This window comes from Devosia sp. XGJD_8 (assembly GCF_046614475.1).
Taxonomy (GTDB): domain Bacteria; phylum Pseudomonadota; class Alphaproteobacteria; order Rhizobiales; family Devosiaceae; genus Devosia.
The window spans coordinates 3,176,498-3,193,196 of record NZ_JBKJHF010000001.1 but is presented as its reverse complement, the minus strand read 5'-3'; the positions used below and the strand labels follow the sequence as shown (position 1 = coordinate 3,193,196).

The following is a 16,699-nucleotide window of genomic DNA, read 5'->3' as shown; positions in this document are numbered from 1 at the left end:
CGCCTGACCTCTTGCTTTGCTCAAAAAACGCAAATATTGCGTAGATAGCAAAGCGAGGATTTCGTGGTCATCCAGAGACGTGCAAACCAGTCCGACATTGCGGAACGCCTGGGCGTTTCCGTGAGCACGGTATCACGCGCGCTGGCCAATGAAATCGGTATCAGCGATGCGGTGCGGCGCGATGTGCAACGCATGGCACGAACGCTGGGCTACAAGTCCAAGCACAGCACGGCGGCGGTGAGCGGGGACAAGCGGGCCGTGGCGCTGGTGCCGCTCGGGAGCGCGACGAGCGGATTGTCGGGCTTTTATTTCGGCATTCTCGAGGGCATCAAGGCGCAGGCGGCCGAGGCGGGCATGGTGCTCGATGTGCGCCTCGTCAACGAGGCCGTGGTGACGCTGGACATGATCCGCAAGCAGATCGCCCAGGCCGATGCCGGCGGGGTGCTGCTGGCGGGGATCGATGCCTGGGACGAGCTGGCGCAGTGGTGTGCGGCAGAGGAAATCCCGGCCGTACTGGTCAATGGCAGCGACCCCATGATGCGGATCAGCTCGGTATCGCCGGCCAATTTCTATGGCGCCTACCAGGCGACGCAGCGGCTGCTGGATGCCGGGCACCGCCGTATCCTGCACTATACCCACCGCTACCGACCGACGATTTTGCAACGGCAGCGGGGGTTTGAGGCGGCCATTGCCGCGACACCCGGCGCGACGGGCGTCATCGTCAACACGGCGGAGCGCGCTACCGGGGAATTGCTGGCAGACCTTTTGGCCGGCAAGCATGACGTGACGGCCATGTTCAGCTGGAACGATATTGCTGCGGTGGAGATGCTGGAAGGGCTCTATGGTCCGGAAAGCCCGCTGCCGCCCAGCTTTTCCATGATTGGGTTTGACGATCTGCCGATCGCCGGCATGGCGACGCCGCGGCTCAGCACCATTCGGGTGGATCGCGAGGCGATCGGGCGCGGGGCGGTGCGGCTGCTGGCCCAGCACATGGAGGGCGAAATGGCGGTGCAGCAGTTGGAAATCGGCGTGGCCATGGTCGAGGGCGAGACCATATTTGCCGCGAAATCGTCACAAGCCTGAACGGTTAATGAATGAGGCTTGCCGCCTGTTTCCCCGGCCTAGTTCATTGTTCTCACGACGCAATATGAACAAATTTGCGTAATTTGCGTAACTTGCGCAAAATACTTGCGATTGCGCAAAATGTGAACTAGCTTTCCTTCCACTGGCGAAGATCAAGAGACTGTCCTCGCGACAGCATGATCGACTGGCCCGGGAGGAACATTTGGAACTGCGGCGGTGGAATGTCCGGCATGTGCGCCAGGTGCTCGAAGCAGCACCGCATTTCGTGCCCTTCGCCCGCGGCGGGGATGCCGGCCTTGAGGCCATTCGCGCGCAGATCGGACCCGCCAGCATCGCCGACCTGCTGGACCGGGCCCGCGCCGATGCCGTGGCGCCGATCCCGGCGCTGCCGGCTAGCCTCTATCTCGAATTTGCCCGGACCGGACGGCGCGAAGGCTATGAAGATGCCCAGCGCGCGCGCCGCAACATGCTGTACCGACTGACGCTGGCGGAGTGGCTCGAAGGGCAGGGCAGGTTTGTCGATGCCATCGAGAACCTGGCCTTTGCCCGGCTGGAGGAGACCAACTGGGCCTGGCCCGCCCATGCCCGCATGCTCGACATGCCCGATCATCCGACGGTCGACCTGGCAGCCGCCATGACGGCGCTCGACCTGGCCGAGATGTATTACCTGATCGGCGACGCGCTTTCACCATCGCTGCGGGCACGGCTGCGCAGCGAGATCGACCGGCGGACCGTGGCGCCGTTTCTCGAGCGCAATGACCACTGGTGGCTGCATTCGACGCCGGACCGGCAGGTCAATAACTGGACAGCGGTCTGCGTTGCCGGGGTGGTGGGCGCGGCCTGCTATCTCGAAACCGATCCCGACCGGCTGGCCAATATCATCACGCGCGGGCTGCACAGCCTTGCCGACTATCTCGAAACCTTCGACAGCCAGGGCGGCTCGTCGGAAGGGCCGGACTACTGGTCCTATGGCTTTGGCAATTATGTCGTGCTGGCGCAGCTGCTGCACGCCCGGACCGGCGGGCAGATCGACCTGCTGGACGATCCGCAAATCCGCGAAATCGCGCAGTTCCCGGTGCGGACCGTCCTGACGCAGGGACTGTGGGCAAGCTTTTCGGATTCCGACAGCAATCCCACCTTCCATCCGGGCCTGCTGACCCATCTGGCCGAGCGGCTGGAGCTGCCGGCGCTGACCGAGCTGGGCATGCAGAATGACTTCCGCGTCGAGGTCTTCAACCAGTTTGCGTGGCCGCTGCGGCAGTTCGCCTGGCCGCTGCCGGAGCGCAATGTCGCCTTTGGCGGCACGCCGCATGACTGGTTTGCCGACATGGCCTGGATGATCAGCCGGCTCGATCCGGGCGATCCCCATTCGCTGCGGCTCGCCATCAAGGGCGGGCACAATGACGAGATGCACAACCAGAATGACGTCGGTTCGCTGATCGTGGTCAGCAAGGGCAAGGTCGTGCTGACCGATCCCGGGCGCGGGCGCTATTCCAAGGCCTATTTCGGACCCGAGCGCTACAGCAACATCATGGCCTCTTCGCGCGGGCATTCGGTGCCGGTGATCAATGGCCATGAGCAGGCCGAGGGCGGTCAGCATGCGGCAGCCGTGCTGGGCCACAGCCATGGCGAGGGCGCAGACCGGCTGACACTGGCGATGGCGGCGGTCTATCCCGCGGCGGCAGGCATCGCGGCGCTGGAGCGCGATGTGGTGTTCGACCGCGGCGTACCGGGCGGGCGGGTAACGCTCAGCGACAGCTTCAGCTTCACAACGGGTGAGGGCGCGTTCCAGTCCGTGCTGGTGACGCCGCTGGCGGTCGAGGCCGGGCCGGAAACGGTGCGCATCGGCGACGCCGCAGGCGGGGTGTCGGTGCGATTCGATCCGCGCGCGGTATCGGTCAGCACCGAGCGCCATGACGGCGTCGAGAAGCAATATGCCCCATCGGTGGACCTGACCCGCGTGCTGTTCACGACTGTGGAGCCGGCCGCCAAGGGGCAGGTGAATTTGGAAATCTCGCCGCTCTGAACGAGCGGGAGCGCCGGCCGCAATGGCCGGCACAGTGAGGGGCGCGGCGCCAGATCGGCATCCGCCAGAAATCAACCCCGGGCAGGGAGCGCCCGGAAAAGGGAGGACGACAATGAAGCATTCAAGTTTCGGTCTGAGCAGGGGCCAGGGTGGCCTCAGGCTCGCCGGTGCCGTGGCAGTGGCTGCCCTGATGGCAGCCGGGCAGGCGCTGGCAGCGGGCCAGGCGCCCATGCTCGACGCCTTGGTGGAAAGCGGCGAACTGCCGCCGCTGGAAGAGCGCCTGCCGGTCAATCCGATGGTGGTGGAAGCCGATGCCATCGGCACCTATGGCGGCACCTGGCGCATGGGCATGAATGGCGGCGGCGACAACGGGCTGATCGTCAAGACGGTCGCCTATGACAGTCTGGTTCGCTACGACCACGAATGGAAATCGGTGGTGCCGAACCTGGCCGAAAGCTGGGAGGCCAGCGAAGACGCCACGGAATATACCTTCAAGCTGCGCGAAGGCGTGAAGTGGAGCGACGGCACGCCGTTCACCACGGCTGATATCGCGTTCGCCGTCGAAATGTACCAGGACCCCGACTACGCGGCCGGCAGCTGGATCGACAACAAGAACAACCCGGTGACGCTCGAGGTCATCGACGACTACAATTTCAAGTTCATCTTCGGCACGCCCAACGGCATGTTCATGGAGACGCTGGCCGGCGTTGACGGCATCCACATCACCTCGCTGCAAAAGCAGTATTGCAGCCAGTTCCACCCCACCTATAACGAGAATGCCGCTGCTGAAGCGGAAGCCGCAGGCTTCTCGAGCTGGGCGCTCTACCTGCAGGATCGTTGCGCCTGGGGCTGGGAAACCATCCGCTTTGCCAATCCGGACCTGCCGTCCATCTATGCCTGGGTGATCGAAACGCCGCTGACGGCCAATGCCCAGCGCGTCACCTGGAAGCGCAATCCCTATTACTGGAAAACCGACGCCGAGGGGAACCAGCTGCCCTATATCGACGCGCTGGACATGCGCGTGAGCCAGGGCGGCGTCGAGGAGCTGACGCTTGCCGCGCTCAATGGCGAGATCGACTTCCAGGAACGCCATATCGCGACGACCACCAACAAGCCGCTATTCTTCGACGGGCAGGAAGCGGGCGGCTATCACCTGGGTGAAGTGATCCCGTCGGCATCCAACACCCTGGTGCTGCAGCTCAACCTCAACCACCTCGATCCGGTCAAGCGCGAGCTTTACCAGAACAAGGACTTCCGCATCGGCATTTCCCACGCCATCGACCGGCAGGAAATCATCGACGTGGTGTTTACCGGCCAGGGCGAACCCTTCCAGGTCGCGCCGCGCCCCGAGTCCAACTTCTATGACGAGGAGCTGGCCAAGCAGTATACCGAGTTCGACCCCGACCTCGCCGCCGAGCACTTTGCGGCCGCGGGCCTGACCGAGAAGAATGGCGACGGCATCTACCTCGCCAGCGACGGCAACCCGGTCAAGATTACCGTAGACGTGATTTCGGCGCTGCGTCCCGAGTGGATCGACATGCTCGAAATCATGCAGCTGCAGCTGGGCGCTGCCGGTGTCGAGATCGAGCTCAACAATATCGACCGCACGCTGTTCTACGAGAAGCGCCCGGCCGGTGAGTTCGACGCCCAGGTCTGGGCCGGCGACGGTGGCATCGAGGCCCTGCAGGAGCCGCGCTACTACTTCCCGTTCAGCGATGAATCGGTCTGGGCCTACCGCTGGGCACAGTGGTTCAACGGCACCCGCCCGGAAATCGCCGAAGAGCCGGCCGACTGGGCCAAGAAGCAGATGGACCTCTACAACCAGGTGCGTGCCGCTGGCAGCCCGGAAGCGCGTGCCGACCTGTTCAACCAGGTGCTCGCCATCACCAAGGAAGAGTTCCCGGTGATCGGGGTGAGCCTGATGCCGAATTCCTATTCGATCATCCGGGACAACCTCAAGAACGCTCCGGCGACCATGTTCAACGCCTGGCTCTTCCCGACCCCGGCCTCCATGGATCCGACGGTCTGGTACTTCGAATAAGCGGGAACCCTCCCCCCGCTTCGTCCCTCCGCGGCGCTTCAGCGCTGCGGGGGGAACCTAACCTCCCACGGGAACAGGCACCATGGTCGGCTATATCATCCAACGCTTCATCGCCATGCTCCTGACGCTGGTGGCTGTCTCGGTCGTGGCCTTCGCCATCATCCAGTTGCCGCCGGGCGATTACCTGACGAGCTATATCGCAGCCCTGTCCTCCACCGGGGACCAGGTCGACCCGCGCGTCATCGAGAACCTCCGCATCCAGTATGGCCTGGGCGAGCCCTTCTATGTGCAATACTGGAAGTGGATCACCGGGATCCTGCAGGGCAATTTCGGCCACAGCTTCGAGTGGAAGCGGCCCGTGTCCGAGCTGATCTGGGGAAGACTGGGCAATTCGGTCATGCTCGAGGGCCTTGCCGTGATCGTCATGTGGCTGATCGCGGTGCCGATCGGCATCTATGCGGCCGTGCGCAAATATTCGCTGGGCGACTATCTCGCCACCGTGGTTGGCTTCATCGGCCTCGCCGTACCCAATTTCTTCTTCGCGCTTATCGTCATGTACCTGGCCTTCATCTGGTTCGGCACGACGCTGGGCGGGCTGTTTTCACCCGAGTTCGAGAATGCGCGCTGGAGCCTGGCGCGGATCTGGGACTTCCTGACACATGCCTGGATCCCGGTCCTGGTACTGGCCACGGCCGGCACGGCCGAGCTGATCCGCATCCTGCGCGCCAACCTGCTCGACGAACTCAAGAAGCCCTATGTGACCACGGCGCGGGCCAAGGGCCTCACCGAGTTCCGTACCATCATGAAGTACCCCGTGCGGCTGGCGCTCAATCCGCTGATCTCGACCATCGGCTGGCTGCTGCCGGCGCTGGTTTCAGGCTCGGTGATCGTCTCGGTGGTGATGAACCTGCCGACGGCCGGGCCGATGCTGCTGCGCTCGCTGACCACCCAGGACATGTACCTGGCGGGCGCGATCATCCTGCTGCTCAGCGTGCTGACCGTGGTGGGAACACTGATTTCGGACATCCTGCTTGCCTGGATCGATCCGCGCATCCGCTACGGGGGCAAGTGATGACCGTGGATACGATGACACCCATTCGAGCAACGGCCGCGGCCATTGTGCCGGCAAAGCGGGAGAGCCAGTTCGGGCTGATGTGGCGCCGGTTCCGGCGGCACCGGCTGGCGCTGGTGAGCCTGTGGATCGTGGCGGCCTTCTACCTGGTGGCGATCCTGGCCGAGTTCCTGGCGCCCACCGATCCGTCGGCCTATAGCGCGCGCTATACATATGCGCCGCCGCAGGGCATCCAGCTGATCGCCACCGAGCCGGACGGATCGTGGTCGTTCCAGCTGCATGTGAATGGCTACAAGACCGAGATCGACCCGGTGGCGCTGCGCCGCACCTTCGTGATCGACCCCGAGGAGCGCATTCCCGTGCAGTTCTTCGTACCGAGCGAGCCGTACCTGCTGGCCGGGTTCATTCCCATGTCGGTCAAGTTCATGGGCGTGGCCGAGCCGCGGGCGCCATTCTATGTGCTGGGGGCCGACCGGCTGGGACGCGACCTGCTGAGCCGGCTGATCCATGGCACGCGGATTTCGCTCTCCATTGGCCTGGCCGGCGTGACGCTCAGCCTGTTCTTCGGCATCATCATCGGCGGCTTTGCGGGCTATTATGGCGGCACGTTCGACTCTGCGGTGATGCGGGTGGTGGAATTCATCCGCTCCATGCCGACCATCCCCCTCTGGCTGGGGCTGGCGGCAGCCATGCCCAAGGACTGGACGGCGCTGCAGACCTATTTCGCCATCACCGTCATCCTCAGCCTTATCGGCTGGACCGAGCTGGCGCGCGTGGTGCGGGGACGGTTCCTCTCGCTGCGGACCGAGGATTTCGTGACGGCCGCGCAGCTCGATGGGGCCAGCGACTGGCGCATCATCACGCGGCACATGGTGCCCAGCTTCATGAGCCACATCATCGCCGCGGCGACGCTGGCCATTCCCGGCATGATCCTCGCCGAAACCGCTCTGTCCTTCCTCGGGCTTGGCCTGCAGGCGCCGATCGTCAGCTGGGGCACGCTGCTGCAGGACGCGCAGAATATCCGGACACTGGCCACGGCGCCCTGGCTGCTGACGCCGGGCATCTGCGTGGTGATCATCATTCTTGCCATGAATTTCTTTGGCGACGGGCTGCGCGATGCGGCTGACCCCCATGGGCGGTGAGATAATGACCAATGGTGCGCCACTCCAACCAGACCCCTCACCCGTCTCGGCCTTGCGGCCGATCCACCCTCTCCCTCAAGGGGAGAGGGGTGACCCGGCGGAGGTTTGCACACTGAGCCCCCTTCTCCCCTTGAGGGAGAAGGTGCCCCCCCGGGTCGCGTCGCGCCCGAGGGCAGGCTCCGGGCGGATGAGGGGTCCCTTCTTGCAGGCGAAGGTAGCCGTGAAATGACCCAACCCATTCTTACCATTTCCGACATGTCCATCGTGTTCTCGTCGCCCGACGAGGCCGATATCGAGGCGGTGCGGCAGGTCGATCTCACCATGACGCCGGGCAAGACGCTGGCGCTGGTAGGCGAGAGCGGCTGTGGCAAGTCGGTGACCGCGCGCGCCATCCTGCGGCTGCTGGACCGCAATGCGAATATCCCCAGGGGGCGCATCCTGTTCGAGGCGCCGGGGGAGGCGCCGACCGATATCGCCCAGCTCAAGCATGACAGCCTGGCGCTGCGGCGCATCCGCGGCAACCAGATCGCGATGATCTTCCAGGAGCCGATGAGCTCGCTGTCGCCCGTGCATACGATCGGCGACCAGATCGACGAGATGATGACCACCCATGAGGGGCTGAGCCCCAAGGCGGCGCGCGAGCGCACCGTGGCCCTGCTCGACCAGGTGGGCATTCCCGGCGCGCGGGAGCGGGCGGACGCTTATCCGTTCCAGCTATCCGGCGGCTTGCGGCAGCGCGCGATGATCGCCATGGCGCTGGCCTGCACGCCGCAATTGCTGATTGCCGACGAGCCGACCACGGCGCTGGATGTGACGACGCAGGCGCAGATCCTCGACCTCTTGCGGCAATTGCAGGCCGATTTCGGCATGGCAATGCTGTTCATCACCCATGACCTGGGCGTGGTGGCGGAAATCGCCGACGAGGTGGCGGTAATGTATCTGGGCGATGTGGTGGAGCAGGGCAGCGTCTATGACGTGTTCCGGGCGCCCAAGCATCCCTATACGCAGGCGCTGATGAGCTCCATTCCCAAGATGGCGCGCAAGGCGGACCGGGTGCGGCTGTCGCCCATCAAGGGCACGGTGCCGGCGCCCAAGGACCGGCCGGTCGGCTGTGCCTTTACCAGCCGTTGCCCCCATGCCTTCGAGCCCTGCGCGACAGTGCGGCCGGAGCGGACCGATGTCGGCAATGGGCACCATGCGCGATGCCACCTGCTGACGCGCGTGGCCGTGGGAGAGCCGGCATGAGCACGCTGCTGACGGTCAAAAACCTTTCCAAGCACTATTCGCTGAGCGGCGGCTGGTTCGGGCCGGAGCGGCGGCTCGATGCGCTGACCGACATCAACCTGAGCGTGGAGGCCGGCGAGACGCTGGCCATTGTGGGCGAGAGCGGCTGCGGCAAGACCACGCTGGGGCGCTGCATCATCCAGGCGCAGCCGGTGAGCGAGGGGACGGTGACCTACCATCCCAAGTCGGGTGGCGAGGTGGAGCTGACCTCGCTCAACAAGCGGCAGATCAAGCCATGGCGGCAGGATATCCGCATGATCTTCCAGGATCCGATGAGTTCGCTGAACCCCAATATGCGGGTGTTCGACATTGTCGCCGAGCCGCTGCGCATCCACAAGATCTGCAAGGGCAAGGAACTGGAAGAGCGGGTCATCTCGACGCTGGAAAAGGTCGGCATTCCGGCCGAGGCCGTGGGGCGCTATCCGCATGCCTTTTCGGGCGGTCAGCGGCAGCGCATCGGCATTGCCCGGGCCCTGGTGCTCGACCCCAAGCTGGTGATTGCCGACGAGGCGGTCTCGGCGCTGGACGTGTCGATCCAGGCGCAGGTGCTCAACCTGCTCGAGGATCTCAAGGCCGAGTTCGGCCTGACCTATATCTTCATCAGCCACGATCTGGGCGTGGTGAACTACATCGCCGACCGGGTGGTGGTGATGTATCTCGGGCATGTGGTGGAGAATGCGCCCACCGAGATGCTGTTTGAGCGGCCGCGCCATCCCTATACCGAGCTGCTGCTGGAAGCGCTGCCGATCGCCGATCCGCTGCGGCGCAAGGGGCGCAAGACGGAAGTGCGGGGGGAAATCCCCTATCTAGGCAATCGCCCGGTGGGCTGCCCATTCCACACCCGCTGCAAATATGCCGAGGACCGCTGCCGGACCGACCGGCCCGAACTGCGACCGATCAACGGAACGGCGCAGCAGGCGGCGTGCCACTTGGCCGAAAAACTCGATTTGAAGGGCGCCTATGACGATGCGCCTGCGAAGGAATTTGCCTAGATGACCTATGATCCGGTGAGCGCCAATCCCCTGTCGGGCAATCCGCTCAAGACCCGCGCCGATGTGGAAAGGGCGCTGCATGACCTGTTCAACCCACTGCTGCCCTTCTTCTCGGAAGGCGGGGCACGGGTGCGGCTCGACGCGGCGGCGGCGCATTTCGACCGGGCCGCGGCCGACCTCGAAGGCTTTGCGCGGCCACTCTGGGGCCTGACGCCACTGGCTGCGGGTGGCGGGACGTTCGACCACTGGGCGCTCTACCGGCAGGGCCTCGCCAATGGCACCGACCCCGAGCATCCGGAATATTGGGGGCAGGTGAACTCTACCGACCAGCGCATGGTGGAGCTGGCGGCGATCGGCTTCACCATGCGGATGGTGCCGCAGCTGGTCTGGGAGCCATTGTCGCAGCAAGCCAAGAGCAACCTGGCAACATATCTCAAGCATGCTCGCAGCTTCGACTATGCCGACAACAACTGGAAGTTCTTCCGCATCCTGGTCGATCTGGGGCTGGAGGAATGCGGGGTCGAATTCGATCGCTCGCTCACCGAGAGGTATCTCGAGGAACTGGACGGCTTCTATCTGGGCGATGGCTGGTATCGCGACGGCAATATCCGGCGGATCGACCACTACATCCCCTTCGCCATGCACTTTTATGGCCTGATCTACGCCAAGCTGGCGCGGGGCGACGAGAAAAGGGTCGCTGCCTACAAGGAGCGGGCGAGGCTGTTCGCCAAGGATATCCGCCACTGGTTCGACGAGGACGGCGGCACGCTGGCCTTCGGGCGAAGCCTCACCTATCGTTTTGCCTGCGGCGGCTTCTGGGGCGCGTTGGCCTTTGCCGATGTCGAAGCGCTGCCCTGGGGAGAGATCAAGGGACAGTTCATGCGCCACCTGCGCTGGTGGGCGGACAAGCCGATGGCCAATCGCGACGGCATTCTCAGCATTGGCTACGGCTATCCGAACCTGTTCATGAGCGAGAGCTACAACTCGGCCGGATCACCCTATTGGGCGCTCAAGGCCTTCCTGCCGCTGGCGCTGCCGGACGACCATCCATTCTGGACGGCGGAGGAAACGCCGGCCGTAACCAGCAAGAAGCCGATACCCCTCAAGCATCCGGGCATGGTGATGATGCACACGCCGGGCAATGTGGTGGCGCTGTCGAGCGGCCAGCAGAACTGGCAGATGCGCCATGGCGCCGAGAAATACGCCAAGTTTGCCTATGCCAGCCGCTATGGCTTTTCGGTCGAGGTGGACGAGCGGGCCTACACGATGGGCGCCTTCGACGGGGCGCTGGCCTTTTCCGATGACGGGCGGCACTACCGGGTGCGCGAGACCAACGAGGTCGCGCAGATCGCGGAGAACACGCTGTTTGCCCGCTGGAAGCCCTGGAGCGATGTGACAGTGGAGACATGGCTGATTCCGGCCAATCTCTGGCATATCCGGGTCCACCGGATCACCACGTCGCGGGCACTGCACGCGACCGAGGGCGGGTTTGCGATTGGCCGCGCCGACCTCAATGCCGATACCTATATCGACGAGGCGGGCCGGGCCGTGGCCAAGAGCCGGACGGATGTGAGCGCCATTGTCGACCTTGCCGGCAAGCGCGAGGGGCGGGCGCACCGTGCCTATCCCAATACTAACCTCATCGTCGCCAAGACCATCGTGCCGCAATTGCGCGGCGAGATTCCGGCTGGGACGACGCTGCTGGTGACGGCCGCGATGGCGCTGCCGGCGGGAGCAGAGGCCGAGGCGGCACTGGGGCAGGTGCCCCACGCCCCCGACATGGCGGCGCTCGAGGCCCTGTTTGCCCGCGAGGGCGTTGATGTCAGCGCCATTCTGGTGCCGGAGCGGTTCTGATGCGACCCAAACTCGCCTTCGCCATGGCCGCAGACAAGACCAGGCACGTGTTCGACGCCGAGGCGCTGGCACGGCTGGCGCGCGGTTGCGACATCGTTCGGGCCGAGCCACTGGAAGAACTTTCCAGCCCCGAGGCCCGGGCGATACTGGGGCAGATCGACATTCTCGTCACCGGCTGGGGCTGCCCGATGGTGAGCGAGGAGGTGATCCGCTCGGCGCCGAACCTCAAGCTTATCGCCCATGCGGCCGGGACGGTGAAGTTCACCGTGGCGCCGGCGGTCTATGAGGCCGGCGTGCGCGTGACCCATGCGGCCGATGCCAATGCGGTGCCGGTGGCCGAGTTCACGCTGGCCTCGATCATCTTTGCCAACAAGCGCGTGTTCGAGCTGCGCGACCGCTATCGCGCCGACCCGGCGCGGCGCTCAAGCTACGCCTTGATGGATGAGCCGATCGGCAATTATCATCGGACCATCGGCCTGGTCGGAGCCTCGCGCATTGGCCGGAAGGTGGCGCGGATGCTGGAGGGTTTCGACTTCACCGTGCTGGTCAGCGACCCCTTCGTGCAAAAGGGCGATCCGATCACCGCCAATGCCGAACTGGTCGATCTTGACAGCCTGATGACGCGGTCGGACGTGGTGTCGATCCATGCACCATCGCTACCGTCGACGCGGGGGATGATCGGGGCAAGGCAATTGCGGCTGATGAAGGATGGTGCGGCCCTGATCAACACGGCGCGCGGCGCGCTGGTCGACGAGGCGGCCCTGATCGCAGAGCTGATGACGGGCCGCATCCACGCGGTGATCGACGTGACCGATCCCGAAATTCCCGCCAGCGGTTCGCCGCTCTACAGTCTGCCCAATGTGTTCCTGACGCCCCATGTCGCCGGGGCCGTGGGGGCGGAGCGGCTCAGGCTGGGGCAGATGGCGATCGAAGAAATCGAGCGGTTTGTCGCCGGGGAGAAGCTGGAATTCGAGATCGAGCCGGCATTGCTGGAGCGGTTGGCGTGATGAAAGGACATTCGCCGAATCTCCCTTCTCCCCTTGAGGGAGAAGGTGCCCCCCCGGGTCGCGTCGCGCCCGAGGGCAGGCTCCGGGCGGATGAGGGGTCTGTTCCCCAAATGCTGAAGCATGGGACGGCGCAGCACCCCTCACCCGGTTTTCCGCTGGACGCGGAAAGCCACCCTCTCCCTCAAGGGGCGAGGGTGGGCACCGAGAGCGTTGCCGCTACAGACGCCGATCACGAAGCGCGACTGCAGTTCCTCACGTGGGATCGTACGCAGGCAGATATCGATGCGCCCGAACATCGGGCGCGGCAAGCGCATTGGGCGCGCGTGGCCGGAGCGAGCTTTCACCCGACCGCCTATGTGGCGGCGGAGGCGGCGATTTTCACCAGCCACCTGGTGCTGGGCGAAGCGAGCTGGATTGCCGGGCATGCGCTGGTTCGCGGCGACGTGGAGTTCGGCGCCCATACCACGGTCAATCCCTATGCGATGATTTCGGGCAGGGTGCGCTGCGGCGACGGGGTGCGGATTGCCAGCCATGTATCGATCGTGGGGTTCAACCACGGCTTCGACGACCCCAGTGTCCCGATCCACCAGCAAAAGCATGAGAGCCTGGGCATCACCATCGCGGACGATGTGTGGATCGGGGCCAACGCGGTGGTGCTGGACGGGGTCACGGTGGGCAAGGGCGCAGTGATCGCGGCTGGGGCGGTGGTCAGCAAGGATGTGCCGCCGCTGGCCATTGTCGGCGGCGTGCCCGCCAAGGTGGTTCGCTATCGTGGGCAATCAACGACGCGGGACGCGGCAGCGGTACTGGGTCGGCTGGGCGGCGCGGCGCAGGCGCAATTGCCGGACGTGCTGGCGGCCTATCGCGACGGCGCGGACTATGTGTCGCGCGAGGCGGACGGGCAGGTGCGGCGCAGTGCGCGGCATCGCAATGATGCCATCGAGCTGGCGGCGGGCTTCGATGCCCTGCCCGAGGGGCTGGACGCGGCGGAAACGCTCAGGCAGCTCCGAGACCTGCAGGATCCGGAGACTGGATTGTTTCCCGATCCGTACCGGCCCCCGGCGCCGGGCCGGGCCATGCGGGATGACGGGTTGGCGCTCTATAATGTGCTGTCGGTTGGCTATGCCATCGAGGTGCTGGGCGGGCAGCCGAAATATCCGGTTGCGGCCGTGGAGCTGGGGGCGGGGGCGCTGTGTGACTGGCTGGAAAGCCTCACATGGCGCGAGCGGGCCTGGGGCGCGGGTGCAGCTGTCGACAGCATCGGCACGGCGCTCTATTTCAATGCGCGCTATTTTGCGACGGGGCGGACGCGGGAGACGCTGTTCGGCTGGCTGGCCATGAAGCAGGATCGGTCGAGCGGACTATGGGGTTCGACCACGGCGGATGAGGGTTTGCTGCAACCGGTAAACGGGTTCTATCGGCTGACGCGCGGAACCTATGCCCAGTTTGGCCTGCCCGTGCCCAATGCGGAGCGAGCAATCGACTCCGTGCTGCTCAACTATCGCAATTATGGCGGGTTTTCGGGCCCCACCTATACGGCGTGCAACCTGCTCGACACGATCCACCCACTCATGCTGTGCCTGCGGCAGACCGACTATCGGCGTCCTGAGGCCGAGACCATCGCCCGCGCGGTGATTGCGCGGGCGGGGGAGCGCTGGGTGGACGGCAAGGGGTTTGCCTTTGCCGATGGCCAGGCGCCGAGTCTGCAGGGTACCGAGATGTGGCTTTCGGTGGTGCATCTGGCAGCGGAGCTGCTGGGGATTGCCGGGACGTTTGCGTTCGTGCCCAAGGGCGTGCATCGGACACGGGCGGTGGGACTGGGGTTGTGAGCATGACCGGCAAGAAGGCCCTGGTCGTCTGGGGCGGGATGGAACTGCATACGCCCGAGCGGGGCGCACATGTGGTGCGCGAGCTGCTGGAGGCGGAGGGCTTCGCCGTCACCGTAACACCGGACTATGACGCGCTGGGCGCCGAGGATGTGGGCAGCAATGACCTGGTCGTGCCGGTGATCACCGACGGCACGCTCGCCCCCGAGAAGATGGCGAACCTGATTGCGGCGATCCGCGCCGGTACGGGGCTCGCGGGGTATCATATGGGACTTGCGACCAGCTTTCGCAGCTCGGTGCCGTTCCGCTATGCGGCGAGCTGCTACTGGGTGCAGCATCCGGGCAATACCATTACCTACAAGGTGGATGTGACGCGCAGCGACCACCCGATCATGGCAGGGATCGAGAGCTTCGAGCACACCTCCGAGCAATACTACCTCAACTACGATCCCGCAGTTGAGGTGCTGGCGACCACCGTGTTTTCAGGGGAATTCCACCCCTGGCGCAAGGATGTGGTGATGCCGGTGGTGTTCACCACGATGCATGACCAGGGGCGGGTGTTCTATTCGTCGCTGGGGCATACCGCCGATGAACTGGCTGGGGGGCCGGTGCGGGAAATCCTGCGGCGCGGCCTGGTCTGGGCCGCGCGGTAAATCTGGCGGTTGGCGCGTGTGGTCCCACCCCCTCCTACCTCCCCCATCGAGCGAAGGGGTGTGGGAAGCCGTGATGCCAGCGCCTATTGTTGCTGTGCGGCTTCGGCCTGCCGTCGCAGGACCTCCGATTCCGGCAGTGCGTTGGCGTATCTGAGTTCGCGGTTGGCGCGATCCCAGAATGCGGGGTGGACGCGATCCAGCAGAGCCGGATCGGTGGCGGCGAGGCCAAGGCGGGCGGCGGTTTGCGCGTCGAGATAGAGCACGACATTCTGCCGATACCAGGCGGGGATGGCCTCGTCGGTCCAGATTTGCGGACGGATGACATCATGGACGCCATAGCCGTGCGCAGCAAAGCGGGCGGCCCACCAGCTCTGCCATTGTTCGTTCAGATGCCCGACGCCGCCCTGGCCGGGAATGGCGGCGCTGAACAGGATGGCTGGCGCCAAGGCGACGAGGTCGGCGACGAAGCTCTCGGCGCGGTCGGGAGAGAGGTGTTCGGCGACCTCGAGCGACACGGCGAGATCGACGCGGGGGCCGGCGAAGCGCTGTTCGAGGTCCTGCGGAGAAAAAGTGATCGCCTTGTGGTCGAGCATGGCGGGGGTGACCCAATCACCCTCGATGCCGAAAGCGGTGTCGGCGCCGGCCTCGAGCGCGGCGGCGAGCCAGGTACCGGTGCCACAGCCGATATCGGCCACGGCGCGGCGGGAGAGGCCCGAGGGCAGGGCGCCAAGGATGCGCCGCGCCGCATGGGCGGTGTGGGCGCGGCGGTTTTCATAGAAGCCGGCGGGGTAGAGCGGGGCGGTCATGACGGGGCCGATCGGTGGATTCGCTTGGAGCCTATGCTGGCTACGCAGCGGTGGCCATATGGATCATTCGGCACGGAACCATGCGACAGTGGAGCCGTTCTTCGGACAGCGTCACCAAACAACCGGAGACAAAATCATGGCTAGCGAAAAGACCCTCGACGACCTGTTCCTCGATACCCTCAAGGACATCTACTATGCTGAACGCCAGATCCTGAAGGCCCTGCCCAAGATGGCCAAGGCCGCGACTTCGGCAGAGCTGAAGGCTGGTTTCGAGCAGCACCTTGCCGAGACCGAAGTTCAGGTCGAACGTCTCGAGCAGATCTTCGAACTGCTGGGCAAGGCGGCCCGCGGCAAGACCTGCGACGCGATCCTCGGCATTCTCGAGGAAGGCAAGTCGATCATTGAAGACTACAAGGACACCGTGGCGCTGGATGCCGGCCTCGTCGCCGCAGCCCAGGCGGTGGAACACTACGAGATCGCCCGTTATGGCACTCTGAAGACCTGGGCAGCCCAGCTCGGCATGAAGGACGCCGTGGCGTTGCTCGATGCGACGCTGCAGGAAGAAATGGCGACCGACAAGAAGCTCAGCCAGGTTGCCACCGCCAATGTGAACAAGAAGGCGGCCTGATCCGGTCGGCGCGGGCCCAGCCCCGCGCCTTTTCCCACGGTAACGGCAATGCGGAAGAATTCTGAACTGGCCGAGCGCATTCGGCAGACGGCCTATTTCCTCTGGGATCAGGATGGGCGGCCGGATGGTCGTTCATTCGATTACTGGCTCAGGGCCAAGGACATGCACCTGCGCGAGCTGGCCTATGACAAATGGCTGGCCGAGGGGGCGCCGATGGGCCGTGCTGAACTGCACTGGCGCGACGCTGCCGGTGAAATCGAGGGAAAATGAGAACGGGCCCGAAAG

Annotated in this window: 14 protein-coding genes; 13 read left to right on the top strand and 1 reads right to left on the bottom strand. The window is 64.9% G+C overall.

What is annotated here, in order from left to right:
• Positions 1-63 precede the first annotated feature (63 nt).
• The 11 genes from ACLI1C_RS15230 to ACLI1C_RS15180 all read left to right on the top strand — a co-directional run bounded on the left by ACLI1C_RS15230 (position 64) and on the right by ACLI1C_RS15180 (position 14,980).
• Positions 64-1,083 carry a LacI family DNA-binding transcriptional regulator gene (locus tag ACLI1C_RS15230; RefSeq protein WP_411398082.1) on the top strand — a complete coding sequence of 340 codons (1,020 nt, stop codon included), beginning with the start codon at positions 64-66 and terminating at the stop codon, positions 1,081-1,083.
• A gap of 202 nt (positions 1,084-1,285) precedes the next feature.
• Positions 1,286-3,109, top strand: a complete 1,824-nt coding sequence (locus tag ACLI1C_RS15225; protein WP_411398079.1) for a hypothetical protein — start codon at positions 1,286-1,288, stop codon at positions 3,107-3,109.
• A 112-nt stretch (positions 3,110-3,221) separates the two neighbouring features.
• Entirely contained in the window at positions 3,222-5,150 is a 1,929-nt protein-coding gene (locus ACLI1C_RS15220) for an ABC transporter substrate-binding protein (protein WP_411398077.1), read from the top strand.
• 82 nt (positions 5,151-5,232) lie between these two features.
• Positions 5,233-6,222, top strand: a complete 990-nt coding sequence (locus ACLI1C_RS15215; protein WP_411398075.1) for an ABC transporter permease — start codon at positions 5,233-5,235, stop codon at positions 6,220-6,222.
• A 14-nt stretch (positions 6,223-6,236) separates the two neighbouring features.
• The gene (locus tag ACLI1C_RS15210) at positions 6,237-7,364 is read left to right on the top strand and encodes an ABC transporter permease (protein WP_411398073.1); all 1,128 of its coding nucleotides are present in this window, start codon (positions 6,237-6,239) and stop codon (positions 7,362-7,364) included.
• A 225-nt stretch (positions 7,365-7,589) separates the two neighbouring features.
• On the top strand, positions 7,590-8,609 hold the full coding sequence (locus ACLI1C_RS15205; RefSeq protein WP_411398072.1) for an ABC transporter ATP-binding protein: 1,020 nt from the start codon (positions 7,590-7,592) through the stop codon (positions 8,607-8,609).
• Complete coding sequence (locus tag ACLI1C_RS15200) at positions 8,606-9,640, top strand: ABC transporter ATP-binding protein (protein WP_411398070.1); 1,035 nt, start codon at positions 8,606-8,608, stop codon at positions 9,638-9,640. Before ACLI1C_RS15205 ends, ACLI1C_RS15200 begins: the two co-directional genes overlap by 4 nt.
• Positions 9,641-11,494, top strand: coding sequence for a DUF2264 domain-containing protein (locus ACLI1C_RS15195; protein WP_411398068.1), 1,854 nt, complete (start codon positions 9,641-9,643; stop codon positions 11,492-11,494).
• On the top strand, positions 11,491-12,501 hold the full coding sequence (locus ACLI1C_RS15190) for a hydroxyacid dehydrogenase (protein ID WP_411398348.1): 1,011 nt from the start codon (positions 11,491-11,493) through the stop codon (positions 12,499-12,501). Before ACLI1C_RS15195 ends, ACLI1C_RS15190 begins: the two co-directional genes overlap by 4 nt.
• A gap of 194 nt (positions 12,502-12,695) precedes the next feature.
• Positions 12,696-14,330 (top strand): acyltransferase, encoded by a 1,635-nt coding sequence (locus ACLI1C_RS15185; RefSeq protein WP_411398066.1) that lies wholly within the window; start codon positions 12,696-12,698, stop codon positions 14,328-14,330.
• A 2-nt stretch (positions 14,331-14,332) separates the two neighbouring features.
• Positions 14,333-14,980 (top strand): ThuA domain-containing protein, encoded by a 648-nt coding sequence (locus ACLI1C_RS15180; protein ID WP_411398064.1) that lies wholly within the window; start codon positions 14,333-14,335, stop codon positions 14,978-14,980.
• 83 nt (positions 14,981-15,063) lie between these two features.
• On the opposite strand, the gene ACLI1C_RS15175 is transcribed toward ACLI1C_RS15180, so the two are convergent.
• Positions 15,064-15,786, bottom strand: a complete 723-nt coding sequence (locus ACLI1C_RS15175; protein WP_411398062.1) for a class I SAM-dependent methyltransferase — start codon at positions 15,784-15,786, stop codon at positions 15,064-15,066.
• Positions 15,787-15,922: 136 nt separating this feature from the next.
• On the opposite strand from ACLI1C_RS15175, the gene ACLI1C_RS15170 reads away from it, so the two are divergent.
• Together ACLI1C_RS15170 and ACLI1C_RS15165 are read left to right on the top strand one after the other, a co-directional pair.
• Positions 15,923-16,414: a ferritin-like domain-containing protein gene (locus ACLI1C_RS15170; protein ID WP_411398061.1), complete on the top strand. Its 492-nt coding sequence runs from the start codon at positions 15,923-15,925 to the stop codon at positions 16,412-16,414.
• Between the two features lie 48 nt (positions 16,415-16,462).
• A complete protein-coding gene (locus ACLI1C_RS15165; RefSeq protein WP_411398059.1) occupies positions 16,463-16,684 on the top strand; it encodes a DUF2934 domain-containing protein in 222 nt (73 codons plus the stop codon).
• Positions 16,685-16,699 lie beyond the last annotated feature (15 nt).

What these genes read in the sequence shown, in the direction of transcription:
- ACLI1C_RS15220 (WP_411398077.1), top strand. Translation starts at nt 3,222, where the DNA reads ATGAAGCATTCAAGTTTCGGTCTGAGCAGGGGCCAGGGTGGCCTCAGG.
- ACLI1C_RS15215 (WP_411398075.1), top strand. Translation starts at nt 5,233, where the DNA reads ATGGTCGGCTATATCATCCAACGCTTCATCGCCATGCTCCTGACGCTG.
- ACLI1C_RS15210 (WP_411398073.1), top strand. Translation starts at nt 6,237, where the DNA reads ATGACACCCATTCGAGCAACGGCCGCGGCCATTGTGCCGGCAAAGCGG.
- ACLI1C_RS15205 (WP_411398072.1), top strand. Translation starts at nt 7,590, where the DNA reads ATGACCCAACCCATTCTTACCATTTCCGACATGTCCATCGTGTTCTCG.
- ACLI1C_RS15200 (WP_411398070.1), top strand. Translation starts at nt 8,606, where the DNA reads ATGAGCACGCTGCTGACGGTCAAAAACCTTTCCAAGCACTATTCGCTG.
- ACLI1C_RS15195 (WP_411398068.1), top strand. Translation starts at nt 9,641, where the DNA reads ATGACCTATGATCCGGTGAGCGCCAATCCCCTGTCGGGCAATCCGCTC.
- ACLI1C_RS15180 (WP_411398064.1), top strand. Translation starts at nt 14,333, where the DNA reads ATGACCGGCAAGAAGGCCCTGGTCGTCTGGGGCGGGATGGAACTGCAT.
- ACLI1C_RS15175 (WP_411398062.1), bottom strand. Translation starts at nt 15,786, where the DNA reads ATGACCGCCCCGCTCTACCCCGCCGGCTTCTATGAAAACCGCCGCGCC.
- ACLI1C_RS15170 (WP_411398061.1), top strand. Translation starts at nt 15,923, where the DNA reads ATGGCTAGCGAAAAGACCCTCGACGACCTGTTCCTCGATACCCTCAAG.
- ACLI1C_RS15165 (WP_411398059.1), top strand. Translation starts at nt 16,463, where the DNA reads ATGCGGAAGAATTCTGAACTGGCCGAGCGCATTCGGCAGACGGCCTAT.